Annotated in this window: 26 protein-coding genes and 1 pseudogene; 9 read left to right on the top strand and 18 right to left on the bottom strand. The window is 71.2% G+C overall.

Annotated elements, in window-relative coordinates; genetic code table 11:
* Nucleotides 1-108: 108 nt before the first annotated feature.
* The 3 genes from DDW44_RS31065 to DDW44_RS31055 are packed head-to-tail and all read right to left on the bottom strand — an operon-like array spanning nucleotide 109 to nucleotide 1,860.
* A complete protein-coding gene (locus DDW44_RS31065; protein ID WP_244224168.1) occupies nucleotides 109-309 on the bottom strand; it encodes a hypothetical protein in 201 nt (66 codons plus the stop codon).
* 5 nt (nucleotides 310-314) lie between these two features.
* Entirely contained in the window at nucleotides 315-1,280 is a 966-nt protein-coding gene (locus tag DDW44_RS31060; protein ID WP_108908618.1) for an oxidoreductase, read from the bottom strand.
* 40 nt (nucleotides 1,281-1,320) lie between these two features.
* The gene (locus DDW44_RS31055) at nucleotides 1,321-1,860 is read right to left on the bottom strand and encodes a carboxymuconolactone decarboxylase family protein (RefSeq protein ID WP_027734983.1); all 540 of its coding nucleotides are present in this window, start codon (nucleotides 1,858-1,860) and stop codon (nucleotides 1,321-1,323) included.
* A 379-nt stretch (nucleotides 1,861-2,239) separates the two neighbouring features.
* Here DDW44_RS31055 and DDW44_RS31050 point away from each other — a divergent pair, with 379 nt between their 5' ends.
* Nucleotides 2,240-3,565, top strand: a complete 1,326-nt coding sequence (locus DDW44_RS31050) for an MFS transporter (RefSeq protein ID WP_108908617.1) — start codon at nucleotides 2,240-2,242, stop codon at nucleotides 3,563-3,565.
* A 91-nt stretch (nucleotides 3,566-3,656) separates the two neighbouring features.
* On the opposite strand, the gene DDW44_RS31045 is transcribed toward DDW44_RS31050, so the two are convergent.
* From DDW44_RS31045 to DDW44_RS31035, 3 genes are all read right to left on the bottom strand, one after another.
* A complete protein-coding gene (locus DDW44_RS31045) occupies nucleotides 3,657-3,944 on the bottom strand; it encodes a DUF4287 domain-containing protein (protein ID WP_017950193.1) in 288 nt (95 codons plus the stop codon).
* A gap of 231 nt (nucleotides 3,945-4,175) precedes the next feature.
* Nucleotides 4,176-5,426 carry an RNA polymerase sigma factor gene (locus DDW44_RS31040; protein ID WP_108908616.1) on the bottom strand — a complete coding sequence of 417 codons (1,251 nt, stop codon included), beginning with the start codon at nucleotides 5,424-5,426 and terminating at the stop codon, nucleotides 4,176-4,178.
* Nucleotides 5,423-5,785, bottom strand: a complete 363-nt coding sequence (locus DDW44_RS31035) for a YciI family protein (RefSeq protein ID WP_108908615.1) — start codon at nucleotides 5,783-5,785, stop codon at nucleotides 5,423-5,425. The genes DDW44_RS31040 and DDW44_RS31035 overlap by 4 nt, the downstream gene beginning before the upstream one ends.
* Nucleotides 5,786-6,109: 324 nt before the next feature.
* On the opposite strand from DDW44_RS31035, the gene tap reads away from it, so the two are divergent.
* Both tap and tpg read left to right on the top strand, forming a co-directional pair.
* A complete protein-coding gene (gene tap / locus DDW44_RS31030; protein WP_108908614.1) occupies nucleotides 6,110-8,395 on the top strand; it encodes a telomere-associated protein Tap in 2,286 nt (761 codons plus the stop codon).
* A gap of 6 nt (nucleotides 8,396-8,401) precedes the next feature.
* Nucleotides 8,402-8,956 carry a telomere-protecting terminal protein Tpg gene (tpg, locus tag DDW44_RS31025; RefSeq protein ID WP_108908613.1) on the top strand — a complete coding sequence of 185 codons (555 nt, stop codon included), beginning with the start codon at nucleotides 8,402-8,404 and terminating at the stop codon, nucleotides 8,954-8,956.
* 78 nt (nucleotides 8,957-9,034) lie between these two features.
* Here the strand turns inward: tpg and DDW44_RS31020 are convergent, their stop codons facing one another.
* Entirely contained in the window at nucleotides 9,035-9,751 is a 717-nt protein-coding gene (locus tag DDW44_RS31020; RefSeq protein WP_108908612.1) for an NAD(P)-dependent oxidoreductase, read from the bottom strand.
* Between the two features lie 172 nt (nucleotides 9,752-9,923).
* On the opposite strand from DDW44_RS31020, the pseudogene DDW44_RS31015 reads away from it, so the two are divergent.
* Nucleotides 9,924-10,514: pseudogene (locus DDW44_RS31015) on the top strand (TetR/AcrR family transcriptional regulator C-terminal domain-containing protein); the annotation flags it as partial.
* Nucleotides 10,515-10,691: 177 nt separating this feature from the next.
* On the top strand, nucleotides 10,692-13,229 hold the full coding sequence (locus DDW44_RS31010) for a DEAD/DEAH box helicase (protein WP_108908610.1): 2,538 nt from the start codon (nucleotides 10,692-10,694) through the stop codon (nucleotides 13,227-13,229).
* A gap of 93 nt (nucleotides 13,230-13,322) precedes the next feature.
* Here DDW44_RS31010 and DDW44_RS31005 read toward each other — a convergent pair whose 3' ends face one another.
* The 4 genes from DDW44_RS31005 to DDW44_RS30990 all read right to left on the bottom strand — a co-directional run bounded on the left by DDW44_RS31005 (nucleotide 13,323) and on the right by DDW44_RS30990 (nucleotide 18,408).
* The gene (locus tag DDW44_RS31005) at nucleotides 13,323-13,724 is read right to left on the bottom strand and encodes a DUF6009 family protein (RefSeq protein WP_017950222.1); all 402 of its coding nucleotides are present in this window, start codon (nucleotides 13,722-13,724) and stop codon (nucleotides 13,323-13,325) included.
* Nucleotides 13,721-15,244 carry a DNA primase family protein gene (locus DDW44_RS31000; protein ID WP_051437302.1) on the bottom strand — a complete coding sequence of 508 codons (1,524 nt, stop codon included), beginning with the start codon at nucleotides 15,242-15,244 and terminating at the stop codon, nucleotides 13,721-13,723. Before DDW44_RS31000 ends, DDW44_RS31005 begins: the two co-directional genes overlap by 4 nt.
* Entirely contained in the window at nucleotides 15,241-16,239 is a 999-nt protein-coding gene (locus tag DDW44_RS30995) for a bifunctional DNA primase/polymerase (protein ID WP_037757517.1), read from the bottom strand. The genes DDW44_RS31000 and DDW44_RS30995 overlap by 4 nt, the downstream gene beginning before the upstream one ends.
* A 762-nt stretch (nucleotides 16,240-17,001) precedes the next feature.
* Entirely contained in the window at nucleotides 17,002-18,408 is a 1,407-nt protein-coding gene (locus DDW44_RS30990) for a cytochrome P450 (RefSeq protein ID WP_108908609.1), read from the bottom strand.
* A 792-nt stretch (nucleotides 18,409-19,200) separates the two neighbouring features.
* On the opposite strand from DDW44_RS30990, the gene DDW44_RS30985 reads away from it, so the two are divergent.
* A complete protein-coding gene (locus DDW44_RS30985; RefSeq protein WP_279634824.1) occupies nucleotides 19,201-20,535 on the top strand; it encodes a cytochrome P450 in 1,335 nt (444 codons plus the stop codon).
* A 545-nt stretch (nucleotides 20,536-21,080) separates the two neighbouring features.
* Nucleotides 21,081-21,374 carry an Rv1352/Rv1906c domain-containing protein gene (locus tag DDW44_RS30980; RefSeq protein WP_108908608.1) on the top strand — a complete coding sequence of 98 codons (294 nt, stop codon included), beginning with the start codon at nucleotides 21,081-21,083 and terminating at the stop codon, nucleotides 21,372-21,374.
* A 6-nt stretch (nucleotides 21,375-21,380) separates the two neighbouring features.
* On the opposite strand, the gene DDW44_RS30975 is transcribed toward DDW44_RS30980, so the two are convergent.
* Nucleotides 21,381-21,824 carry a hypothetical protein gene (locus DDW44_RS30975; RefSeq protein ID WP_108908607.1) on the bottom strand — a complete coding sequence of 148 codons (444 nt, stop codon included), beginning with the start codon at nucleotides 21,822-21,824 and terminating at the stop codon, nucleotides 21,381-21,383.
* A 26-nt stretch (nucleotides 21,825-21,850) separates the two neighbouring features.
* Nucleotides 21,851-22,315 (bottom strand): hypothetical protein, encoded by a 465-nt coding sequence (locus DDW44_RS30970; protein WP_108908606.1) that lies wholly within the window; start codon nucleotides 22,313-22,315, stop codon nucleotides 21,851-21,853.
* A gap of 246 nt (nucleotides 22,316-22,561) precedes the next feature.
* On the opposite strand from DDW44_RS30970, the gene DDW44_RS30965 reads away from it, so the two are divergent.
* Nucleotides 22,562-22,885, top strand: a complete 324-nt coding sequence (locus tag DDW44_RS30965; RefSeq protein WP_108908605.1) for a hypothetical protein — start codon at nucleotides 22,562-22,564, stop codon at nucleotides 22,883-22,885.
* Between the two features lie 58 nt (nucleotides 22,886-22,943).
* Nucleotides 22,944-23,153, top strand: a complete 210-nt coding sequence (locus DDW44_RS30960; RefSeq protein ID WP_108908604.1) for a LexA family protein — start codon at nucleotides 22,944-22,946, stop codon at nucleotides 23,151-23,153.
* Here DDW44_RS30960 and ku read toward each other — a convergent pair.
* The 5 genes from ku to DDW44_RS30935 all read right to left on the bottom strand — a co-directional run bounded on the left by ku (nucleotide 23,136) and on the right by DDW44_RS30935 (nucleotide 25,600).
* Nucleotides 23,136-23,933, bottom strand: a complete 798-nt coding sequence (gene ku / locus DDW44_RS30955) for a non-homologous end joining protein Ku (RefSeq protein WP_108908603.1) — start codon at nucleotides 23,931-23,933, stop codon at nucleotides 23,136-23,138. The genes DDW44_RS30960 and ku overlap by 18 nt on opposite strands.
* Before the next feature lie 32 nt (nucleotides 23,934-23,965).
* On the bottom strand, nucleotides 23,966-24,253 hold the full coding sequence (locus tag DDW44_RS30950) for a hypothetical protein (protein ID WP_108908602.1): 288 nt from the start codon (nucleotides 24,251-24,253) through the stop codon (nucleotides 23,966-23,968).
* Complete coding sequence (locus tag DDW44_RS30945; protein ID WP_146207079.1) at nucleotides 24,253-24,549, bottom strand: hypothetical protein; 297 nt, start codon at nucleotides 24,547-24,549, stop codon at nucleotides 24,253-24,255. The genes DDW44_RS30950 and DDW44_RS30945 overlap by 1 nt, the downstream gene beginning before the upstream one ends.
* A gap of 139 nt (nucleotides 24,550-24,688) precedes the next feature.
* Nucleotides 24,689-25,291 carry a hypothetical protein gene (locus tag DDW44_RS30940; protein WP_108908600.1) on the bottom strand — a complete coding sequence of 201 codons (603 nt, stop codon included), beginning with the start codon at nucleotides 25,289-25,291 and terminating at the stop codon, nucleotides 24,689-24,691.
* Between the two features lie 105 nt (nucleotides 25,292-25,396).
* The gene (locus DDW44_RS30935) at nucleotides 25,397-25,600 is read right to left on the bottom strand and encodes a hypothetical protein (RefSeq protein ID WP_108908599.1); all 204 of its coding nucleotides are present in this window, start codon (nucleotides 25,598-25,600) and stop codon (nucleotides 25,397-25,399) included.
* Nucleotides 25,601-25,606 lie beyond the last annotated feature (6 nt).

Raw genomic sequence — 25,606 nt, 5'->3', positions numbered from 1 at the left:
ACGCACGCCGCCGGCCCTAGGGCGGCGGGACACGGAACCGCGTCCGCGGGGGAGTACCCGTGCCCGAGGCGGCCGCTCCTCCGGGCCGGACGGGGAGTCAGGCCGCGCTCACGCCCGCGTGCCCTCTGCAGGGCTGGCGCCCGTTTCCCGGGCCTCCGCCGCGGGATCCGCCTGCCACCCGGCCCCCGCCACATCCGGCAGCGCCATGTCGAAGCTGCGCCAGATCCACGCCCAGGCCGCGACCGGCCGGAACCGCTCCTGCATGTCGAGGCCGGCGCCCACACCGGCCGCGATGCCCTCGTCCGCCACGGCGCTCACCCCCGCGCGCCCGTCACCGGGCACACCGCCGCGGCGGGCGGGTCCTCCGCGCGCTCCGGCGTGAAGGCGTACCGGACCCCGGTCAGTTCCTCCGAGAGGTCCCACAGCCTGGCCTGCGCCGCCGCGTCCCCGGAGGCCCGGCTCGACCGCGCCGGCCCCGGCGCGCCCCGGCTCTCGAAGCGGTTCCGCGGGCCGAGGTACGCCCCGCCCGCTGCCCGCGGGTCGGTGGCCGCCCGCAGCGACGGCAGCGCCGCCCGGTCGGCGGGCTGGGCCAGCAGGCGCAGCCCCGCACCGGCCACCGGGCGCAGCAGCGCGGGCGGGTCGCCGTGCCACAGGCCGGTCGCCGACAGTCCCGGATGGGCGGCCAGCGAGAGGGTGGCCGCGCCCGCCGCGGCGAACCGGCGCTGCAGTTCCCGCGCGAACATGAGGTTCGCCAGTTTGGACCGGCCGTACGCCGCCACCGACCGCCGCCCGGTCGCGGAGCGGGCCCGCTCCGCGCCGAAGCCGCCGAAGCCCGCACGGTGCGCGAGGCTCGCGACCGTCACCACCCTGGATCCCGGCACCCGCGTCATCAGGTCGAGCAGCAGACCCGTCAGCGCGAAGTGACCGAGATGGTTGACGCCGAAGTGCGTCTCGAAGCCGTCCTCGGTGCGCGCGTCGGGCGGAAACATCACACCGGCGTTGTTGATCAGCAGGTCCAGGCGGTCGTGCCGGCCGCGCACCTCCGCCGCCGCGTCCCGCACGGAATCCAGGGACGCCAGGTCGAGTGGCACGGCCTCGGTGCTGCCGCCGATACGGGCGGCCGCGGCCCGGGCCCGCTCGACGCTGCGGCAGGCGAGGACCACATGTGCCCCACGGGCCGCGAGTACCCGCGCCGTCTCCAGCCCGATGCCGCCGGAGGCGCCGGTGACCAGGGCGGTCCTGCCGCTCTGGTCGGGAACGTGTGCGGTGGACCAGGCCATGTCGTCCTCCTGAGGCACAGGGCGTGAACGGCACGGGGCGTCAGCGGGCCGCCTCGTAACCGTGGTTGACGATGAGTTCGGCCGCCGCGTCGTAGAAGGACGGGTCGGCCGGCACGTCCGTCGCGAGACCGTTGACGTACCGGTTGAACATCGCGAAGGCGGCCGCGATCAGGACCGTGTCGTGGATGTGGGTGTCCGTGGCGCCCTCGGCGCGAGCCGCGGCGATCGCCTCGTCCGAGACGGGCGCCGCCTTCGCCTGCACCTCGGCGGCCACCTTCAGCAGCGCCCGGACGAGAGGGGTGACGGGGGCGGTGTCGACGTCCGCGAGCACCGAGGCGACGAGCCCGGCCCCGCCGTCGAGCTGGGCGGCGGCGAACGCGCTGTGGGAGTCCGAGCAGAAGGCGGTGCAGTTCAGGTTCGACACATGGGCGGCGATCAGCTCGCGTTCACCGCGGCCGAGGGGCGATGCGCCGCGCAGCAGGGTCTCGGCGAGCCGGGACAGCACGGCGGCGGTGTCCGGCCGCTGGGCGAACAGCCCGCTGATGCCGGGCAGGCCATGGGTGATCTCGATGTGCGGCACCGCCGTCTCCTTGTCTGCCGGATTGCGGAAGGGTTCCTCATCGTCGGCATCCGCGCGTGGGCGGGCCAACTCCCAGAGTGCGCAAGCTCCCCGCCGGCCGGCCGGGCTCACGCCGCTCGCCGGGGGCCGCCCGGCTCCGGCGAGCCGCCCGGAGCGTACGGCGGCGCAGCTCCGCACGGAGGAAGTTGGCCGCGTCGTCCCGCGCCACCCACGATGAGGCACCCGACTCCGCCACCAGCAAAGGACGCACCGGTGCCGCACATCGAGACCGCCGGCGACCTCCCGGGCACCAGGGGGCCGATCACCGGCCGCCCCGACACGGCAGCCCCGCCCACCGTCCGCGGCCACGCCTGCGCCGTCTGAAGGAGGGATGGCCCCTATGTCCCAGCACCAGCACTCCCCGGCAAAGGCGCACCGCCGCGCCGTCACCGCCACGGTCGTCGGCAACTTCATCGAATCCTTCGACTGGCTCGCCTACGGCCTGTTCGCGCCCCTGTTCGCCGCCCGGTTCTTCCCCTCCGACAACTCCCTCACCTCCATACTCGGCGTCTTCGCCGTCCTCGGCGTCGGCGTCCTCATGCGCCCCCTCGGCGGCATCCTGCTGGGCCGGTACGCCGACCGGCGCGGCCGTCGGCCCGCCCTCATGCTGGCGATCTCCCTCATGGCGGGCGGTTCGCTCCTCATCGGCGTCACCCCCACCTATGCGCACATCGGTCTGCTCGCCCCCTGCCTGCTGCTCGTCGCCCGCATGGCCCAGGGCGTCTCGCACGGAGGCGAATGGCCCGCCGCGGCCGCCTACCTGATGGAGGTCGCGCCCGAACGGCGCAAGAGCACCTACGGCAGCCTGTTCTCCCTCACGACCTGCGCCGGCGCCTTCACCGCGTCCCTGCTAGGCGGCGGCCTGACCGTCGCCCTGGGGCCCGCGGCCATGGCCGCCTGGGGCTGGCGCGTGCCGTTCCTGGTGGGTGGCGTCCTCGGCCTCGTCCTGCTGGTCCTGCGCACCCGGCTGACCGAGACCGAGGTGTTCCGCCGCGAAGTCCGCGTCCGGCGCGACCGCGGATCGCTGCGGCAGGTCCTCGGCACCCACCGGCGCCGCGTCCTGCTGGCCGTGCTGTTCGTCGCCGGGACCGGTGCCGTCGGCGGCACCTGGAACGCCGTCGTGCCCGCTCTCGGCGGCAGCCTCGCCCCGCCCGGAACCATGTTCTGGGTCGTCGTGTGCGCCACCGCCGTGCTGCTGGTGCTCAACGTGCCCATCGGACTGCTCGCCGACAAGGTGGGCGCCGCCCGTTTCCTCGCCGTGGCCAGTGTCGTGTTCGCCGTGGCGGGCTCCGTCTCGTACCTCACCATGACCGGGACGTTCGCCAGCCTGCTGTTCACCTACGGCTCCGGCGTCGTCTACCTGGTCTGCGCGACCACCGTGCTGCCCAAGCTCCTCACGGAGATCTTCCCCGCGCAGGTCCGGGCCCTCGGCATCGGCCTCCCGAACGCCGTGACCAGTGCCGTCCTCGGCGGCCTCGCCCCCGCTTCCGCGGCCTTCGCGGCCGAGCACGACGCCTCCGGCTGGTTCATCGCCGGAGTGATGGGTGCCGTCCTGCTGGCGATCCCGGCATCCGTCCTGTCGCGGACCGCGTTGCCCGCCCCGGCACCGGCCGCCCCGGGCGAGGTGCGGGAAGACGAGCGGAACCTGGTGCCGTCGGGCGGGTGACCTCCCGGCGAGGCGGGTGCCTCCCGACGGCGAACGCCGGCCCTCCGTCCGGAGGGCCGGCGTTCGCCGCGGTCGAGGCGTGAGGGACCCGTCAGGGCCGGTTGTTCTTCCCCTCGAGCCACAGCGTGTCGGAATCGTCATGGTGGGTTCCACCCGATCCGACGTGCTTGTCGGAGATCTTCGCGCCGTTCTTGATGACATGGACCAGCGCCATCCCGTGGCCGCGGCCCAGCCCGTAGTCCTGCTTGAGCCACTCCAGCACCGGGCCGGCCTTGGTGTCCGGGCCTTCAAAACCGCGCTCCTTCGCCAGCTCCATGAACTGACGCGGCGTCAGCCCCGTCTTGTCCTCGATGTTGTCCAGGTAGGCCTGAAAGGACATCTGATTCCTCGCTTCCGTTGTCTCCACACCGGCCACGGCCGACTACACCAAGCCTGCACTCAGGCGAAGCCCGAACCGGTCTCCTGCGGCGGCGTCGGCGCAACCTCGCCATGTCCGTGCCCCGCCCGGCCGCCCGCCGACGGCATCCGCCGCCCGCCGGGTGGGCCCGCCCGGCCGCGGCGGAGACGAGACGGACGCCGTCGCGCACCTCGACGACCCCGGTGCAGCTCATCACGCACGCTCCAGGAGGCGGGCGCGCCGGGTGAGATGGCGCTGCTCGGGCGCGCTGGTGGCGAGGCGGGCCGCCTCACGGTAGGCGCGCGCGGCGGCCCCGTGCCGGCCTGCCATCTCCAGCAGATGGGCGCGGGCTGCGACAAGCCGGTGGTGGCGTGCCATGCGCTTGTCGCGCTCCAACTCGGCAAGCAGGTCGAGACCTGCGCCCGGACCCTGGACCATGGCGACCGCGACGGCGCGGTTGAGACTGATCACCGGGTTCGGGCCGCACCGTTCCAGGAGGTCGTACAGGGCGAGGATCTGCGGCCAGTCGGTACTGTCGGGGTGCGCGGCCTCGCAGTGCACGGCGGCGATGGCGGCTTGGAGCTGATAGGGGCCGACCCGCCCGCAGGGCAGGGTCCGGCTGATCAGATCGACGCCCTCGGCGATGAGCCGGCGGTCCCACCGGCCGCGGTCCTGCTCCCCCAACGGCACGAGCTCCCCGTGGGGACCGGTGCGCGCGGTCCGGCGTGCGTCGGTCATCAGCATCAGGGCGAGCAGCCCCGCGGTCTCGGCGTCCCCGGGCGCGAGCCGATGGAGCAGCCGGGTGAGCCGGATCGCCTCGGTGGACAGCTCCGGTGCCGTCAACTCGGTGCCGCAGGTGGTCGTGTAGCCCTCGTTGAAGATCAGGTAGAGCACGTGCCGGACCGCGGCCAGCCGCTCCGCGCACATCGCTCCCTCCGGCAGCGTCAGGTCGGCACCGGCCGTCCTGACGGTCTGTTTGGCGCGGCTGATGCGCTGGGCCATCGTCGCCTCGGGTACCAGGAAGGCCGCCGCGATCTGTGCGGTGGTCAGGCCGCCGACCGCACGCAGGGTCAGCGCGATCCGGCTCGGCGCGGACAGCGAGGGATGGCAGCACAGGAACAGCAGGGCCAGGGAGTCGTCCCGCTCCGAGGCGGGCACCGCGTCGGCAGCAGGCGCCAGCAGCGCGGACTGTGGAGTGGCCAGCGCGAGGGTCTCCTCGCGTCGGCGGCGTGCCGCGTCGCTGCGGACCTGGTCGACCAGCTTGCGCGAGGCGACGGTCACCAGCCATCCCCGCGGGTTGTCCGGCACCCCCGCCTCACGCCACCCCAGGGCGGCGGCCAGCAGTGCTTCCTGCACGGCGTCCTCACACGTGTCGAAGGCGCCGTGGCGGCGGACGAGCACGGCGAGGACCTGCGGCGCCAGCTCGCGCAGCAGGTCCTCGACCCCGTGGTGCGCGCCGCTCACGAGTCCGCTGAGGACTCGTGCAGCACCGGCCACAGCTCCACCGGATCCACATCGGCGAACGGCATGTCCGCCGCGATCTCCTGGGCCCGCTGAAGGCTCTCGCACTCCAGCAGGTAGAAACTCGCGAGGTACTCCTTCGTCTCCAGGTACGGCCCGTCGGTGACGGCCGGGGCCCCGTCCGTGCGGCGTACCAGCTGGGCGGCGGCGGCGTCCGCGAGGCCGTACGCGCCCAGCAGTTCGCCGCTGTCCCGGTACCTGGCGTTGAACGCCTCCTGCCTGGCGATCGCCTCCGGCCATGCCTCGGCCGGGAAGGAGTCCCACTTCGCCTGGTTGCCGTAGATCATCGCGACGTACTTCATCTCGGGTGTCCTCCGTGTCCGGCGCGCCCGTCCGGCACGCTGTCACCCTTCAGTCGGAGCGGGGAAGGGTTCCTCGACATCCGGCGGCCATCTCCTTCGACCTTTTCCGTCGGCCTCTTCCGTCCTCCTGCCGCCGACCGGAGGCGGACGGGCCGCGGGAGTGGCCAACCTACGTCCTCGCCCCCGTTCGGGCCATGCTCCGGGAGCCGTGGGCGCGACGCCGGAGGCCGCTCCCGTCCGGCCGCGATCTCCCCGCAGACGCCTGCGCGATCCGTGCGCGATACGCCATGTGATTGATGTAGCGTTCGAGGCGGAGGTGGTGGTGTGCCGAGCGAGGAGGACGCGCTGTTCGGCGCGGTCGACGCCCTGCTGGAGGAGGTGGCTTCACGGGAGCCGCTGCCGGCCCCGGCGGAGCGGAAGCGGCTGCGTGAAGCCGCCGGCCTGAGCCAGGAGCAGGTGGCCGGTGTCCTGCAGGTCCGCCGGGAGGCGGTCAGCGGCTGGGAGGCCGGGCGCACGGAGCCCAGGGCGCCCAAGCGCGCAGCCTACGCGCGGCTGCTGGAAGGGCTCGCGGCCCGTTACCCGGCGCCGGCCCCGGAGACACGGGAGACACCGGAGACACCGCAGACACCAGGAACACCGGAGGCGGTGCCGGGTGACGGCCCGGCGGCACCGGACGCCGCCGCCCCCCGGCCGGGCGACGGGCAGCCGGCGAGGCAGCAGGCTGCCGCGCCGCCGCCGGACTCCGCCCGCCCGGCGGCGGTTCCCCCGCCGTCCCGCCCCGCGGGCGGCACCGCGGCTGTCCGGTCACCGTCGCCCCGTCGCCCGGCCGAGCCGGAGACGACCACGGGGCGCGCCCCCGTGCCGGACGCCTCCGCGGCCGACGCGCGGTTCGCGCACGGCCCCCTGGGCGTGCTCGACGGGGACGGGTCCGTGTACTGCCTGGGTGGGCTGGTGCTGGACTGCCCGGCCCGGACCCTCGTCGAGGTCGTGGAATGGGTCCTCAGCGAGTCGAGGCTCGGGGCGGCGCGGCTGCATCGCGCGGGCAGGGACGCCGACCCGCTCGTCGTGCTCACCGCCGCCGCCGCCGAACGACTCGGGCTGCCCCCGGTGCTGGAGGACCGGCGGGGCCTGCGGCTGCCGGAGAGCCACGCGGTGGTGAAGCAGATCGCCAAGGCGGGCTGGAAGCTCACCAGGCGGGGGTTCGGCCCGTGGACGCGGGTCTACCGGCCCGCCGAGGGCGACCGGCGCCGGTGCGTACAGTTCGCCGTCCTGCCGTGGGACGCGCTCGACACGCGCTCCTGGGGCGGCACCGGCCTACTGCCCGCCCCGGAGGTCGCCGCCGTCCTCGGCACCTACGCCTCCCGCGTGATCACTCCGCGCGGGTCGACGGCCGTTTGCGGGCTGGAGTTGATGACCGCGCTGCGACCGCCGACCCGTGCCGTACGGGACGAGACGTCGGGGGCGTGGATGCCCGGCCCGGTGCCCGGCTCCCTGTCCGAGGCGGTGGATCCCGCACCGCCCGAGGCGCCGGCCGAGCACCCGATCGTCGCCGGCCTGTACCCGCGTCACCACCAGCGCACTCCGGACCAGGTGCTCGACGAGGAGGCGTTCGACTGGATCCGCGAGCCGGAGCTGCTCACCGGTGCCGAGTGCGCGCGCCGGTTCGCGGTGGGCATCGACGTGAACACCGCCTTCCTCGCGGCCGCCAACCGCCTCGTCGTGGGCCTGTCGGCCCCGGTCCATGTGAAGCGGCCCGCCTTCGACAAGAGGGTCCCCGGCTCCTGGCTGGTCGATCTGTCCGGTATCGAGCTCGACCCCCGGCTTCCCAGCCCCTTCACCCCGCACGGGGAACGGCCCGACGGCCCGGCCTGGTACGCCACACCCACCGTCGCGTACGCCGCCGAGCTCGTCGCCACGTTCGGATTGCCGGTGTCGATCGAACCCGTCGAGGCGTGGCTGCGCCGGGAGTCCGGCCCGTACCTCGACCCCTGGTACAAGCGCCTGAGCGAGGCGTACAAGGCGACGATGGCCGACCTCGGCGTGGTGGCCGGGATGGACGACGCGGAGTTCCTGACCGCGATGGCGAGGCACCGGCAGGCCGACCCCGGCACGGCGGCGGTGCTGTCCGCCATCAAGGCGACGGTCAAGGGCGGCATCGGCAAGCTGCGGGAACGGCCGCAGGGCGCCGGCTACCGGCCCGGGGAGCGCTGGCCCGCTCTGGAACGCCCCACCTGGCGCCCCGACATCCGGGCCGCCGTCATCTCCGCCGCCCGCGTCAACATGCACCGCAAGATCCTCAAGACGGCGCTCGCCACACAGCAGGCACCCGCCCCCACCGGGCATCTCGCCCTCGGGGACGACGCACTGGTCCCGATCGCCCTGCTGTCGGACTGCGCCGTTTACCTGTCCGACGGTCCTTCGCCGCCGGACGTCCTGCCGTACACGCCGGACGGCAGGCCCGCCCCCGGCACCTTCCGGCTCGGGGTCAGCCCCGGCATGGTCAAGCACGAGGGCACCCAGGACCTGCTGTGGGCCGTCCGGATGCTTGAAGAAGGACACAACCCCGCCCAGCACATCAAGGGCACCGACGCCGCCCGCGAGGGGGAGTAGAACGCGATGGGCATGTTCGACGACAGCCTCGACAAAGCCGTGGCGAACAAGACCACCAGACCGGCACCGAAGAGCGCGCCGGCCCAGATGCGGTACCTGGTCAAGCAGCTCAAGGGCACCCGGCCGGTGGCCGAACTGCTCGGCGTCTCCCAGCGCACCGTCGAGCGCTATGTGAAGGACCAGATCAAGCGGCCCCGCCCGGAACTCGCCGCCCGCCTCGCCGAGGAGGTACGGCGGCGCTGGCAGCCCCGGGTGCGGGAGCGGGCCAGGAAGCAGGCCGCCACGTCGACGGGCATCGTGATCGAGACCCGCGCCAGGTTCGGGTTCACCGCCGCTCCGGGCAGCACCGACGACGCCCGCATCCGGCTCGTCACCCACCATCTGCCGCCCGCGTACGCCGCGCGCCTCTTCGACGCCCAGACCCATGGGGCCACCGACCAGGAGCTGAGGGCCATCGCGGCGGAGGGCCTCCAGGAGGAGTACTTCAAGGACCGCGGCCGCCGCGCCGCCGGCCTGTCCGTGGAGTTCACCGACATCGACTACGTCGAGTTCGACATCTGACGCCCGCACGGGCGTCGATGTGAGCCGATGCCGCCGCCGCTCGGGCGCCGCCTCACCGCCGGCCCCGCACAGGGCTCGTCAGGCGTGCCCACCGGGACCGCCGCTGTGGGCGAGGGCGCTGGGAGTCCGGCGCCCGACGATCGCCGGGGCCTCGTGGACGAGCGAGTCGTCGGTGAGCGCCTCCACCATGAACAGCGCGAAGTCCACACGGCGCGTCAGGTTGCTGGCCAGCACCGGGTCTCCCACATGGCGGCTCCACACGGGCAGGCCCTGGCTCTCCCCCTCCTCCAGGCTGCTGCCGCGTACCACGGTCCACCGGGTGCCGCTGGCGAACACGCGGCGGCACGCCTCGACCTGGTCGTCGATCTCGACGGCACGGACCAGCCTGCCCAGCAGTGCCGCGACCCGGACGGCCGCCAGGAACATCCGTGAGTACGTGTCCTTGCCGTCGCGTGTGATGTGCCAGCCGCACGAGAAGACCAGACGTGCGCCCGGCCGTGCGTGGTCGAGCACCGCCTGCGCCGTGCCCGACGCGTACTGCCGGACGCCCCAGGGCACCAGCACCGTCAGCACCCCATCGCACCCGGCGACCGCCCGCCGGATCACCTCCGGGTCGTTCGTGGGCCCGGGGACGACGGTCATCCGGCCTTCGAACGCGGCCAGCTTCGGCACGCTGCGCTCCCGGCACACGCCGACCACCTCGTAACCGCGGTCCAGCGCGTGCCGGACCATGTACTGCCCGAGCTTCCCCGAAGCCCCGACGATGCAGACCTTCCTCACCCGATCCGTGCCCATTGGCCGAGCCCTTTCGCCGGAACATCCACCTTATGTTGTAAGGCAAGCTAGCCTTATGCTGTAAGGCAGTCAAGGGGAGCGAAAAGGAGGGCCTGTGCGCGAGCGAGGCAACGGCCGGCGAGGGGCAACGGCGCGCACCCCGCTCAGCCGCGAGCGAGTGATCCGTACGGCGATGGCGGTGGCGGACGAGAAGGGCGCTGCCGCGCTCACCATGCGGGCCATTGCCGAACCGCTGGGCGTCGAGGCCATGTCGCTCTATCACCACGTCGCCGGCCGGGAGGAGATCCTCGACGGCATGGTCGACGCGGTCTTCGGCGAGATCGACCTGCCGCCGCGCGACACGGACTGGAAGAGCGCCATGCGCCGGCGGGCGTTCTCCGCCCGCACCGTCCTCCAGCGCCATCCCTGGGCCATCGGCCTGATGGATTCCCGCTCCCAGCCCGGCCCGGCGACCCTGCGCCACCACGACGCCCTCATCGGCGCGTTGCGCGCCGCAGGATTCTCCGTCCCGATGGCCGCGCACGCCTTCTCGCTCATCGACAGCTACCTGTACGGCTTCGTCATCCAGGAGCTGAGCCTGCCGTTCAGCAGCTCGGCGCAATTGGAGGAGGTCGCCGGCGCCATCCTGCGCGACGCGCCCGCCGGCGCCTACCCCCACCTCACCGAGCTCGCCACCGAACACGCCCTCAAGCCCGGCTACGACTACGCCGACGAGTTCGCCTTCGGCCTCACCCTCATCCTCGACGCCCTCCACCCGGACGAGACCGCGGGCCCCGACCGGGCGACCCCGACGCCACGGCCCGGTCGCCGCTCCGCCGGGCCGGGCACCGGCCCCGCACCGTCAAGCCCGCAGCACCACCGGGCCGGGCGATCAGCCGCCGGATGAGACGCCCGGTCACCCCGACCGCCGCGTCGCGCCACGACACCGAAAGCTGTGCACATGACGAAGCCCATGGACCCGCACCAACGCGAGGCGGTGGACGCGGTCCTCCGCGCCCTGGAGGTACGCCCCGGCACGGCGGTGCCCGAGCGCGGGCTGCGCACCCAGGTCATCATGGCCACGGGCTCGGGAAAGACCCTGGTCGCCACCCGCAGCGCCGAGGAACTCCGCGCCGGCCGGGTCCTGGTGCTCGTGCCGTCCCTCGACCTGCTCGCCCAGACGGCCGCCGCATGGCGTGCGGGCGGCCGCCGAGGGCCGCGGATCGGGGTGTCCTCCCTGCGCGCCGCGGAGGCGGCCTTCCCCAACACGACGGACCCGGACGAACTGGCCGAGTGGACCCGGCACCTGGACAAGGCGACGGTGTTCGCGACCTACGCCTCACTCGGGCTCGGCACACTGGAGCGCGCGCACGCCGCCGGCATGCCCGCCTGGGACCTGATCGTGGTCGACGAGGCACACCGTACCTCCGGCCTGATCGGCAAGCCCTGGGCCGTCGTCCACGACAACCGCAGGATCCCCGCCGCGCGCCGCCTCTACATGACGGCCACCCCGCGGCTCTGGCAGCTCGAAGAGGGACAGGGCGCCCCGGTCGAGCTCGTCGCCGGCATGGAGGACGACCCCGACGGCCCGTTCGGCAGCCGCTGCTTCACCCTGACGCTCTCGGAGGCGATCGAGCGGGGAGTCTGCGCCCCGTACCGGGTCGTCTGCGTGGACGTGTCCGACCCCGGCTTCCAGGCCGCGGTACTCCTCGGCGCCGACGGCCGCTCGGCCCCGGTACGCGGCGCCCGGCTGATGGCCCTGCAGACCGCTCTGATGAAGACCGCGGCCGAGCAGCGCCTGCGCCGCACCCTGGTCTTCCATCACCAGGTGAAGGAGGCGGAGGCGTTCGCCGCGGGCCTGCCGGACGTCGCGCGACGGCTCCGTCGCGCCGGCCCCGGCCGCTACCCGGCCACCATCCGTGCCGACTGGCTGTGCGGCGACCACCCACCGCTCCACCGCCGCCGCCTGCTGGCGGAGTTCGCCGACGGCACCACCGCCGACGGCACCCCCGTCGACGCGTCCTTCCTCAGCTCGGTGAAGGTCCTCGGGGAAGGCGTCGACACCCGCACCTGCGACAGCGTGTACTTCTGCGACGTCCGCGGCTCCATGCCCGACCTGGTCCAGGCCGTCGGCCGCGCGCTGCGCATGCGGCCCGGCGAGGGCAAGGTCGCCACGCTCGTCGTCCCGGTGCTCCTCGGCCCGGGGGAGACGCCCGAGAACATGCTCACCTCGAAGGCCTACGGCGGGCTGGCCAAGCTCCTGGAAGCGCTCAGGGCGCACGACGCCCGTGTGGTCGAGCAACTCGCCCAGCCCCAGGCCCCGAGCCCCTACAGGCCGGCCCCGCAGGGCCCCGCAGGCCCGTCGGCCGGTACCGGGGAGGCGGCCGGGGTCTCCGGCCCGGCACGGGAACTGCTCAGATTCTCCACCCCGCGCGACCCCGCCCTGCTGGCGGCCTTCATCCGACTCCGTGTCATCGACCCAGAGGACGCCCACTGGAAGCGCGGCATCGAGGCCGCCGTCCGCTACCTCCGCGACCACCAGGACCTTCGGGTGCCGTTCACCTACCGCGTCCCCGAGAGCCACGGCACGGCACCCACGCCCGAGGGCGGGACCCGGGAGCGGGTGGTGTCGCCCGGTTCACCGGCCGGGTTCCCGCTGGGGCAGTGGATCGCCGACATCCGCCGCGCGTACGCCGCCGGCCGGCTCGACGACGACCGCGTGGACCAGCTGGACCGGCTCGGCATGGTCTGGTCGCACGTCGACGTCGCCTGGGAGGAAGGCCTCGCCGCAGCCCGGGGATGGGCCGCCGAGCACGGCCACCACCTGCTGGCCCCGGCCGACGCCACCCACCAGGGCTACAGGGTGGGCATCTTCCTCAAGAACGCCCGGGCCGCCGCCCGCAGGGCCGACCGGATCGAGCAGCGCCGTGCCGAGGGCCTGCCCGTCGCGCACGAACACGGCGCGCTCTCCCGGGAACGCCGGGACATGCTGGAGGAGATCGACCCCTCGTGGTGCCCGGCCTGGTCCGTCGACTGGCAGCGCGCGTTTCACCTCGCCCGCCGGCACCTCCAGGAGGGCGGCACCCTCCCCACCGAGCCGGGTACCCTCACCCGCCACGGCGAGGACCTCGGACGGTGGGTACGCGCACAGCGCCAACGCTGGGACGGGCTCGGCAGCGGCCGGCAGTGGATGCTGCGGACGGTCCTCGGCATCGAGCCCGCGGACGACGCCGTCGAGCAGCCGGCGCCGCGCACCACGCACACGGACCGGTGGAACCTCAACCTCGCCGCCGCCACCCAGTACTACGAGCGCGAGGGACACCTCCAGGTCCCCCGCAAGCACGTCGAGACCGTCATCCTCCCCGCGGGCGACGACGGCTCCCGGGAGGAGCGCCCGGTCAGACTCGGGACCTGGATCAGCAACCAGCGCTCGCGCGCCGACGCGCTGTCCCCGCAGCGAGTGGAGCAGCTGACCGCCCTCGGCATGCGCTGGTCGTAGCCCGCCACCCGCCGGAACGCACCGCAGCGCCCACCGCGTCCTTACCCCGGTGGCGAGGCCGCCCGGCCGGCACGTCCACGTGCCACCGCACCGTCACTGGGGCAGCGTTATCCCCAGCTCCCGCATCGCCGTCGACGGCGGCCCGCCTTCGGAGCGCTCGGTCTTGTAGCCCTTGGTGCGGGCGGCGATGGTCCGGGGGTCGACTGCCTCCGCGGGGGCCCCCATGGCGTAGAGCCCCTCGGGAGCGGCGTCCCGGTCGTGCGGGAGAAGCCAGAACACCCGCCGCCGGAAGGTCCCGGAGGAGCGTGAGGCCTTGGCTCTCGGGCCGAGAAGTGCGTATCCCACCATGCGGCCGTCGCGGTGGTACGGGGGCTTGCCGGTGCGGGTGGGGAGCCGATCGAGGCTTTGTCGGACGTAGTCGAGCCGGGTGACGTCCTCGAGCCAAATGATCTCGGATTCGTCCCGAATCTCGTCCTCGGTGATCAGGGAGCTCATGCGCTGGCTTGCCTCTCCTCGTCAGTGAGCACTCCGATGCCGGGGTAGTACTTGCGCTGGTTCGACAGGATCATTTCCTTGGGGGAGGCGAGCCCGACCAGTTCCCGTGCGCGAGCGGCGAACGCCCGTGAGGACATGATGGGTGCTCCTTCGTTCTGGCACCATGTCCTGTACGCGGCGTACAGGCCGGTCTGTTCTGCTCGCAGCTCGCTGCCGATGACACAGCACTCTTCGAAGAAGCGGCCCGTGTGGTCCTCGGTCTCCGCATAGGCGGTCGTCGCGATACGCACCCGCTCGGGGCCCGTCAGGTCCTTCTCCCCGCCGACGTAGCGGCGGGCCCCGTCGATGAGCCAGCCCAGGATGCCGGGCCCTTCCTCCGTGACGAGGATGTCCGCCAGGTTGTCGATCTTGCGGTCGTCGGAGACGACTCGCTCGAACGGGATCAACCGCATGCGGCGCCAGAAGGCGAAGCCCCCGGTGCCCACCTCGGGCCGGTGGTTGCCGAGCAGCCACAGCTTGTGGGTGGGCTGGAAACTGAAGAAGTCCTGCCTCATACGGCGGGCCTTGATGCGGTCGCCGCCGGTGAGGAGCTTGACCCGCGCCTCGTCGAACTTGTCGCCGTGCTTGACCTCCGAGCAGACGATCACCCGTCGGCCGTGGAGTTCGGCCAGGTCCGTCGGATGGCCCTCGTAGGGGCGGGCCATGAGGAAACCGGGCGGGGCCGCGTCCGCGTAGTCTCCGAGCAGCTTCATCAGCACGTCGAGCAGCACGCTCTTGCCGTTCTTGCCCGCGCCGAACAGGAAGGGCAGGACCTGACCGCCGACGTCTCCGGTGACCGAGTAGCCCAGGAGCAGCTGCAGGAAGCCGATCATCTCCCTGCCCTCGGTGTCGTCCCCGAAGGTGTCGGTGAGGAATCGGTCCCAGCGGGGCGTGGGCCCTTGCTGAGGGCCCACGGTGGTGGAGCGCGAGTGGAAGTCCTTGTTCGGGTCAGGGGCCTTCACCAGGCCCGTGCGGAGGTCGACGATGCCTTCCGGGGTGCACAGGGCGTACGGATCGGCGTCCAGCAGGGCGGCGTTGAGCACCATGCCGGGGGCAGCCTTGGCCTGGGTGAGCATCGCGTTCACACCGGCGGTGGACAGGGCCCGCCGGCGGTGCTGCTGCAGGGCCTGCGTGGTGAACAACCCTCGCGGGTCGCTGCCTGCGATGTTCTCCGCGAGGTCGCCGGCCGCCCATACGACGGTGTCGTCCTCGTCCATCTGCCATCGAGTGGTGTCCCACCGGTACCACCCGATGCCGGGGACATGGCGGTAGTCGTTGGCGTACAGCTTGACGAACAGCTTCGCGTTCCCGCGGTCCGTCAGGGTGTCGGGCAGCAGACCGTACTGGGTGGCCCCTCCGCCGGCCACGGACGTCGCACCACCCTGAGCCGGGACGGGAAGTGTTCCCTGAGTACGGATCTGGGCAGCAACGGCGGCGGGATCGAAGTCGAACAGGACATCGTCGTTGCCGGGAGAGGTCATCGGCAGCTCCCTGGATGCAAGGGGCGCTTGAGGCCGGCGGCCATACCACTGCGGATGATCTGCTCGGCACGGCGCTCCTGACCCGGACGCGCCGCGTGCGCGGTCTCGACCAGGGCGCGTTCGGCATCCTCCTGCACCAGACGGCCCGCTGCGACGAGCCCGCCGAGCGTATAGGCGGCCCGGTTGAGGGCGTCCGTGAAACCCGCTCCCTCGGCGACCTGGCCACACGCCTGAACGGGGGCCAGGACGGCGGCGAGCACCTGGGTGCCCGTACCCCGGCCGCCGCCTGCCGCCAGGACGGCTTGCTGGGCCCGGGGCGGCACCGAGCGCGGGGCGGGAATGTGGGGCCCGGGGATGTGCCCCGTGCGCTCGAGCTCCTGCGCAAGCCAGGTGGGAAGCACTGCCGGCTGGCGGACTTCGCCGACGGGCAGGTACGTTCCCGCGCTGGTCGTCGTGCCCGGTGCCACGATGTAGCCCCCGTGAGCCCGGACGTCGACCTGCCAGGCGAGGGCGCGGCCCCGGCTGGATCCGCTGGAACACTGCCAGCGCCGGTTGTCGCCGGCTCTGTACCAGACATGAAGCCCACCGGAGGGGGTCCTGACACGCAGTGTGCCCTCGTCGTCCGCCGGGCTGGGAACTCCCCTCAGGGCCGCCAGGACGGCGATGGTGTGGAACCCGGTGGAGAGACCCGTGAGGTCCACGCTCTCGGAGATGGGAATACCGGGGAGAATGCGGTCCCGGCCTGGTGGCTCGGCAGGATGAGCGTCGATGTCGATGACGACCAGCCCCGCGGGGCCGCAGGCGACGCCGACTCCGAACAGCGGGTTCGCCGCCCACCACCGGCTGATACGTCGCTGGTCGAGGGTGGCCGCGTGGAAGCCGTGGCACCAGCGGCCGGCGGCCAGGCACGGACAGCCCGCGGCGGAGTGGCCGGGTCGTCGGCAGTCGTCACAGTTCGCGGCAGGGGTCTTGCGGCCGGGAGCGAGGGGATGCACCGGCCAGCCACGACGAGCGCACCACTGCGCCGCGGTCAGCGTCGAACCAGCGCCCGGAGCAGCTGAGGCGGGCTGCCGTGAGTCGCTGAGCGAAAACCCCAGCTCAGCAGGCATTTGCTCCCCCTATCAGCGACCGAAGCGACTCAACGACGGACACACCTTAGCGAACAGGTGCTCCGGGGGCGCGCAGCACGGGGGGAGAACCCTCGATCGTGTCGATGGCCCGACGGCCGAACCCGTCCCAGCGACTCAGAACTTCGGGCAGCGACTCAGTCAGTACAGTCGCTGCGCCCCATCTCAGACGTAACCTGCAGGTCACGCAACCGCAGAGCAGCAAACAGCGACTGAAGCGACTCAAGCCTCCTATATATGACGCACACGCGCGCACAGGAACGGCTCATATATCCCCCCCTTTAGTCGCTTCAGTCGCTCCCCATCCAACTGACTCCACCTGACCTGCACTTTCCCATCAACTCACCCCAGCGACTCAAGCGCGACTGAGTAGCTGATCCTCAGTCGCTGCCCCACCCCCCGGGCAGCGACTCAAGCGATCCAAGCGATCCAAGCGACTCTGACTCGGAAACGGCGACCGCACCCACCACCCGAGGACCGCCTCCTCCGGGCTCCCTGACTTCGCTGCCCGGTGCACGCTGCCCGCGAGCGCCCTCAGGGCTTCCCGTCAGGCTTGCGGGCCGGTGTCCGAGCCCGGAAAGGCCATCGAGCCCGTCCCCGGCTCCCTCCCGGCCGACCGGGCCGCCGGTGTCACCGGGACAGCAGCGACCGCCACCACGACCGCCGCCGGGCAGCCACCGCCCCAGGAGGCCGAGCGGGCAGCGGTCCCTGCGCGGCAGCGGCCGGCAGCGGCTGGGCCGCAGGAGGGGCACCGTTCACCGGGTGCAGGTCTCCCAGCGAGCGCGGCGGGGTGAACCGGACCGGCAGGGCATCCGGCCGGGTGGTGAGCCAGTTGGAGGTGATGCCGATCTCGGTCTCCGGGACGGCCAGGGCCATGTCCGGCAGGATCGACGTGAGCTCGTCGATACCCGTGTCGGCGATGGCGCGGCCGATGTCGCCGCCGGGGCACTCATGGGGACCTGCGCTCAGAGCGAGATGCGAGCGGTTTCCGTGCATCGGCACGCCCAGGTCGGGGCGCTGCTCGGGATCCACGTTGGCCGCCGCGATGCACAGCATCAGCAGATCGCCCTTCCTGACGTGCTGACCACCGATGGTCGTGTCGGACGTCGCCCACCGGCCGGGAATGGTGGCGATGCTGGGGTTGTCCCACATGACCTGCTCAAGTGCGTCGGGCAGTGTCATGTGCCCGCCGGACAGGTTCCCCCGGAATCGGCGGTCGGTCAGGATCAGGCGCAGCGTGTGGGCGATCAGGTTGACAGTGCCCTGGTGTGCCGCCACCAGGGTCAGGCGGAGATGCTCGATGACCTCGGTATCGGTCAGCCGCGATGAATGGAGGATGAGCCGCGATGCCAGGTCGTCGCCGGGTGCCGTCCTCTTGTAGGCGACCAGCTCCTGGAGCACCTGGGTGACGACGGCGTTGCTGGCCGCCGCCGTCTCGCTTCCGCGCACGAGGTCCAGCGTCGGCTCGACCAGAAGGGGGCCCTTGTCCGGAGTCATGCCGAGAAGGCGGCTCACGACCAACATGGGGAGCGGCTCGGCGTAGTTGCGCACAAGGTCCGCCGTGCCGTCCGCCGCGAAGCCGGCGACGAGCTGCCGGGTGTAGTGAGTGACGTACTTGCGCATGCCGCGACGGTTGAACTGGGAGAGGCCGTCCACGATCGCGCCGCGCAGTCGGGCATGCTCCGCACCGTCGGCGAAGACGCACAGCGGCTGCCAGCCCACCATCGGCATCAGGGGGGATTCCGCGGGCACCCGGTTCTCGATGAAGGCGTTCCAGCGCCGTGAGTCCCGGCTGAACAGCTTGGGCGTGCGCATGACCTCGAGGTTCTCCCGGTAGCCGAGAACCATCCATGCCGGGATGTCCCCGTGCAACAGAACCGGGGCGACCGGACCGTACTGCCGGCGAAGCCCCTCGTACGTCCTGGCCGGATCCGTGATCTCCGGGAGCCGCACAAGCCCGCTCTGGGCCATGCCGTGGGCGGGGCACCCCGGCGGCGGCACGAGCCCGTCGACGGGTATCGGGTGTGGGGTGTTCACGGGGCCTCCGGTGATGTGAGAGCACCCCTGTCACGAAGGCCGACCGGGGGCGCTCATGAACGTCGCTGCGGACCGCGGGTAGCAGTCCCGTACCGCCGGTCCATCGAGCAAGATCGGCAGCGCAGGGGCAGCATATCTTCCACGCCGAAACGCCCGACTGGCCGTCAGAGTCTCTTCAAGGTACGACAGTTGTGCAGTCAACCACTCGATGCATCGTGTCGAACACCGGCAGAGCCACGGGTGGATCCCTGCCGTCCGGCACCAGCCTTGCGAGCTTCAAGGCTCCGGCATCCCCTGGCGCCCCTCAGCAGTGACCACGACCTGGACTCGGCAGGCGGGCGACAGAACCGTTCAGCGTCTGGCAGACGGTCTCTCAAGCAGCGATCCGCCCGATGAGAGGGAAGCACCAGTAGACGAGCCCCGGCGCGCCGCCCAACCGCCCGAGGAGCGGCTCTGAGGCCCCCGCTGCGCCCCAGGGCGGTGTCGGCCGCCGTGGAGCCCGTTGGCAGCCGAGACCGCCCCTCTCTGCCGCACACAGTCGCTTCCGGCACCCCCTCGGCCATCGCCCCCAGGAACCTCTCCGCCCACCGCGCTGGGTCGAACCCGGGGAGATACCAGACCTGGAACGGAACTTGAGATTGCCCGGTGCCCCTGTTGGAAAACGATCAAGCACGCATAGTATGCGCCGGACGGGATCACTCCGGCTGGCCCGGCTGACGGCGTGTGCACGCCACCTGACATGCCGTCGCTGCTGGGGACCGGCGTGAAGGTGTCTTGCGAGAGGACTTCACCGTGTCACTGGACTCCATACCGCGCGCGAAGGGCCGTGTTCCCGGACTCGGGCATGTCCCGCGCCTGCTGCTCAACCCACTGGGAGTCCTCAGAGCCCTCCACGGCGAAGGGCCCGTGCTCCGCCTCGACATCGGCACCATGCCGGTGGTCGTGGTCACCACCCCCGACGCGATCACCGAGATCCTGGTCAAGAAGGGCAAGTCCTTCAGGAAAGGTCGGCTCTTCGACCGCCTGAGGCCACTGGTCGGCAACGGAATCGGGAACAGCGAAGGCGCGACACATATCCGCAACCGGCGCCTCATCCAGCCGATGTTCTACAAAGAGCGCCTTGAGGGCTACGCAAGCGTCATGGCCGACCGCTCGCGGATGCTCGCGGATTCCTGGCACGACGGCCAGTCGATTGATGCCGCCCAAGCCGCGGGAAGCTTCACCATCGAGACCCTTGCCGCGACCATTTTCAGCGCCGACATCGGTCGGCCTGCGGTCGAGTCGGTCCGGGAAGACCTCCCGATCATCCTCCGCACCATGCTCCACCGGGCCCTCGCCCCCAAAGCTCTGGACGGCTTGCCGATCTGGCGGTCGTTCGACCGCTCCGTAACCCGTATGCGCGCCGTGATCGAGGAGGTCATCGCCACCACCCGCACCTCCAACCCCGAAAGCCGTTCCGACTTGCTGTCCCTGTTGCTGTCAGCACGGGACGACACGGGAGTCGGCATGACCGACGAAGAAGTTCGAGACGAGCTCGCCACCATGCTCTTCGCCGGCAGTGAGACCACCGCCTCCACACTCGCTTGGGCCATGTACCACATCGGCCAACGTCCCGATGTCGAAGAAGAAATCCTCACGGAGATCAGCAAGACTGTCGGTTCCCGACCTGTCACCTTCGCTGATGTACGGAGCCTGCCCGCCATCACACGCGTCCTGGACGAAGTGATCCGGCTTCACGGTGTGACGACGCTCATGCGACGCTCAGTGGAGCCCGTCGTCATCGGTGGCTACGGAATTCCTGTGGGAACTGAGGTTCTTTTCAGTCCCTATGCGATGCATCGGGACCCGGAGCTGTACCCGGATCCCGACCGCTTCGACCCTGATCGCTGGCTACCGGAGCACATGGCGGTGCGTCCTCGGCATCACGTCGTTCCCTTTGGCGCGGGTAGCCGGAAGTGCATCGGCGACAAGTTCGCCTGGCTCGAAGCGACCATCTTTCTGGCTACCATCCTGCCGCGTTGGAAGTTTCGCTCTGTCCCGGGCAGTAAGCCGCCGGCGGAGGCAGTCGCTTCCATGGCGTACCCCATTCGTGTGCCGATGGTGGTGCACCGTCGAGAGACCGGCTGATTGCCTGCAGTTGGTGTGTTTGGTGGTGTGGAGCACTCGAGTCGAAGGTAGATGGGGCAGGGTGGTCCAGTTCTTATCTGCTTTTTGTTTTGATGCATCCTTCTTCTACGGCGTGTGGGTGCGGACTTTCGACATGAGGCTTTTGATGGCCTGTCATTGCTGTTCTGGTAGCGGCGCATGGGAGTGGGGGTGGCCGGCCTGATGGTCTGGTGTTCTGTCATGGCCTGTATGGAGTAAGGCTTTGACGGTTTGTCACAGCGGAGCGTTGTGTACGCCCGCGCGGAGCGCGGGCGTGGTGGTTTGGGTGGTGTGGAGTGCTGGGCTTCGCTTGCGTGGTGTGGAGTGCTGCGGGTGGTTGGTGAGCGGAGCGAGCCATCCTCGGGTTCGGGGAGCGGAGCGAGCCGTGTCCGCTTCCGCGGAGCGGAAGCGGGCGGCCCCGCGGAGCGGGGCCGCCCGCTTGTGTATCGCGCAGCGATACAGTATCGGCCTCCAACTCGTCCATGAAGTGCCGAACTCATCGTCGTGGGGCTGGCTGCCACGCGGCCATGGGCGAAACCCTCGGCATCCAGCCCGGCACCTACGAGGTCACCGAGAACACGCCGGACTACGAGGACATGACCGAGGCCCTCGATGACGAATACCTCGCCCCCGGCACCTACAAGACCAAAGGCCCCGACAGCGCCGGCGGCTGCTACTGGGCGCGCATGAGCGACGCCAGCGGCAGCAACAGCAGCATCCTCGCCAACGACTACACGACCGGCAGCGCCATCGTGGAGCTCAAGGAGGGCGACTTCTTCAAGACCTCGGGCTGCAAGCCCTGGCTCGCCCAGGTCGACTGAGCCCCGTCATTCGTCGAGGCCGTACTGCTCGCGCTGCCTCGCCGTCATGACCTCGACGGTGAGGACGTGATCCAGCCCGTTCACGCACGTCCATGGCGCGGCAACGCGGCGCCATGGCACATCCGCGCGCACATCGGCATGCACCTGTTCCCAGTCCCGGACCGCGTTGGTGGCCTTGACGGGGTCCATGTTCACCGTCAGCAACAGGTCATTGCGCGACTCCTGCGACTCCAGGGTCACCGCGAGGCCCGAGGTCTGGCACGTCATCGTCACGTTCACCGTGGTGAAGCTGACCGACGCCATGTGATCGTGCTGAGGGACCCGCAAAGTGAAGCGCTCGGTGCGAGGCACCGTCGGCAGATCGGTGGGCGTAGGCCTTTCGTCGCCGGCCTGGGCGGCACACCCTGCGGCCGCCAGCAGCACAGCGGCCAGCCCGAGCGCCCCAGCCACACCGCTGCGTCTGGGCGTCGTCCCGCTCAGCTCTCGTCACCCGGGGGACGCCGCAGGCTCTCGGGATTGACCGCGCCGATCCCCACCAGCGCATCATCCCGCCAGGTGCGCCGCTGCCCGTCCCTGGTGCGCTGCACAACGAGCTGAGCGGTGAGGCTGAACCACTCCTCGGCGCTGAGTGTCGCTTCGCCTTCGCTGCACAGCACGCACACAGGAGCGTCCGGGGCACCGAGGTGGCGGGAGATACTGCCCCACCAGCCCAGCGCAACAGCCCGTGCGCACTCACTGCACGCCACGAGGCCGCCGGCCGGCTTCTCCCCGGCGAGTCGACCCGCCTCGGCCACGGTCTCCCCAGTGCCCATGTCCACGACGGGACCGCGCTGACTCATCCGGCGCCGCGCGTCCTTCAGCTCGGACGGCATCTCCTCCGGCTTCAACGGCGGCAGGTCGTCCGTGCTTTCAACGGGGGGCGGTGTCGGCTGGTCGCTCATGGCGGCACCCTACTGCCGGCGCTCGGGCCAGCAGGCTGGTTCGAGTCAGATCCGTCCACGGGCGCCCGGCCTTGCCTGGCCGTACAGTCGCAGGTGCGCCCGCTCGGACAGGACTGCGGGCCGGCGGCCCCGTGGCCAATCGCACGTACGCGGGGCCGCCACACATCACCGCTGGCGGACCGTACTAAGCACCGGTCAGTTGAGCGAGCGGTACGCTGCGCCCCACCCCGAACCGAGGAACACGAGATGACGAAGCGCGGTCTCCCGCACCCCGAGCACCTGCGCATCGGCCAGGTCCTCTCCGGAGTACAGACCCAGTTGATGCACGAGCAGACCGCGTTGATGAACGCGTACCCGCGGAGAGGACCGAGGGCGTTTCCGGCGGAGCAGTTGCAGGTGGCGATCGACGCGCTCTATGCGGCGCGCAGGGCTCTGGAGAACGCCGTGTACGACGAGCACCCGGCACTGGCCACGACGGAGGACTACTTCCCGTACGAGGAGCATCGGGCGGAGGTAGTGGTGCCGGAGAAGCCGGGCAGCAGCCCGGGCCGGGCGCGCTTTGGACGGTAGGCGGCATCACCGGTGCGGGAACTTGCCCCGCAAATCGAACATGTGAGCCCATGAGGAGATGCAAGACATCACCGACCGGCAGCGCCACATCCTCCGCGCCATCCGGGAACACATCGCCGACACCGGCGAAGCCCCCACGATGCGCGAGATCGCCGACGCGGTGGGATTGAGAAGCAGCAGCTCCGCCTGGTACCAGGTCCGGCGCCTGGAGCACGTCGGGGTGCTGGCCCGGGACCCCCACCGTCACCGGTCACTCCGGCTCACCTGACACTTCGCCGCGCCGCTCCCTGGCCTCTCGCACGGACGCCTGCAGCGCTGCCATCAAGTCCACTGCCCGCTCCGGGAGGCGCTCGGGCGGGGCCAGCCGGCCGCCTTCGGCCTTGGCGTCGATGAGTGACTCCAGAGCATCGCGGTAGCGGTCGCGGTAGCCCGAGAGGTCGTCGGTGGTGAGCGCGTCGATGAGCTCGATGGCCGCGGCCATCTCGTCCTCGAGGATCGCAACCTGCGCCCGCGGCGCAACAGCAGCGGGATCGCGAACCTCGTCGGGCCACAGCAGCCGCTGAAGCACCAACACGTCATCGCGGACGCGGAGCATCCCGAGACGCTCACGGTCGCGCAGCACGTACCGCGCGATGGCTACCTTCCGGTTCCTCTCCAGCGCCCGCCTGATCAACGTGTACGGCTTGGCTGAGATGGCCTCGCGAGCCACGAGGAAGTACGCCGATCCGACTCTCACCGGGTCGATCGAGGCCGCGGGGACGAACGCGACGATCTCGATGGCGTGGACGCTCGACAGCGGGATGGAGTCCAAGTCCTCGTCGGTGATCGGCAGCACCGAGCCGTCCGGCATCTCCCAGCCGCGGCCGATCTCGTCCAGCCGCAGCACCTGCCCGCAGACCTCGCACCTCTTCTGGATTCGGACCTGCCCACCATCGCTGCGGTGAATCTGCCGGAACCGAACTGAGTGATCTTCAGTGGCAGCCACGATCTGCACCGGGATGCTCACAAGCCCGAAGGTCACAGCGGTGCTGGCCAGTGGGGCAGGCATACGTACCTCCAGACCCACCCCCGGCTACCTGGTCACGATCTCAGCGTACGGCCGCCGCGCGGCAGCGCCCGCCGGGAAGACCGCGGCCGCGCGTCGTCCCGCTCCACAGTCACCTCCTGGTCCTCGCCGCGGGCCGCCGAGCCGCGAGCCTCCAGCAGCAGAACCTCCATGTACCAGCGCGCACCCGGTCCGCGCTTGTTCGGCACCATCGCCACGTTCCCGACAACCACTTCAGGCGAGGCCTCCAGCGCCCGCTGCACGGCGGCCGCGGTGCGCTCGGCCTTCCCCGGGTCGGAGTCCATGAGCCGGATCTGCGTCATCAGCCCTCCTCGCGACGGGCCTGCGGGACCAGACGGCCCGCCGCCAGGGCCGCCCGCTGCCGGTCCGTCAACGGGCGAATCGGCCGTGCCTGCGCCCGCTCGTACAGCGGGCACATGCCGTGCAGCGGGCTGTAGTGCAGCCACGCCGCAGGCTTCAGCCCCGCCTCGCTCAGCCCGGCCGCACGCAGCTGATTGCGCGTAACCAGGCGCTCCGGCGCCCGCCCCGCGCGGTACACCGCCGGCGTCCCGTCCGGCCCGTAGTGCAGCACCGGGCCTCTATCGCGAACAGCACTCATGCGCCCTCCTCGTCGGGGAATCAATGCGCCATTTCTAGCGCACATAAACACCCTCCGCAATTCCCGGCAGGGTGAAATGAAATTGCGCCGCATACTCCGCTTTCGGAGGTCGCGCTAAATGATTCTTCTAACAAGGTTGTTAGAAATCCTCGGCTGGGGGAGCGGACGGCGGTCGCTCCTCGCGGGGCCACGGCCCGTACCGCTCTAGGGCCTGGCGCGCGATCCGCGGCACCGAGTACACCTTCTCGATCAGCTCCTCCCGCTGGTCCTTCTCCTCGGGGCTGAGGTCGAGCCGGTTATACGTCAGCCCCAGAGCATCCAGCTTGTCCAGCGGTCCCTCACTGACGCGGATCGACGCCGTACGCAGTCGTTTCACCAGGTCAGAGGGAAGCTCGTAGGCCCGGTACTTGAGGAACCCCGGGTAGTTCTTGCCCGGCCCGCGGCCCATGAGCGTCGCACCCTCCTCCTCGGCGGGGGTCAGCGGCCGCCACGGGCCGGCCAAGTCGTCCTCCTCCAAACGCTGCTCGATCGCGCGCGCCACGATGGTGTCGAGCGTCGGCCACCGCTCTGGCCGGAGCCGCCGCGCCTCCAGTTGCGCATCAGGCCGGGGCATCCCCCGTGCAACCAAATCGGCCGTGTATTCCGCCATGCCCCGACGATGCTTTTTCTTGATTGCCGTCAGCCGCGCCACGTGCTTTACGTCGATGGCGAATGTCAGCTTCATTAGCTCGCCGCTCACCATGTCTCCCTTCAAACAAGGTTGTTAGGAGAACCCGGCTCGCGCCGGGCTCCAGACTTGTCAACGCTCGCCCGGCCCCGCGGCTACGCAAGCCTCCGGGCGGCCCGGTCAGTGCATTGCCTCCAGAGCCCGCTTGAACCGGCGGATCTGGAGGAAGCTGCCCTCGACCGCCCAGGTGAAGGAGTCACGCGCGAGCGAGGGCGTGTTGCCCCACAGATGGACCCCGACCTCGAACTCCTCGGCAAGGTCGTACACGGCAGTGATCTGCTCATCCGTGAGCGACTTGTTCAGCGCAAAGACGATGCGAGCCATGGCGGA

It is taken from the genome of Streptomyces tirandamycinicus (assembly GCF_003097515.1).
GTDB lineage: Bacteria > Actinomycetota > Actinomycetes > Streptomycetales > Streptomycetaceae > Streptomyces > Streptomyces tirandamycinicus.
Note: the sequence above shows the minus strand (reverse complement) of the source record. Positions and strands in the feature narration are given on the sequence as shown.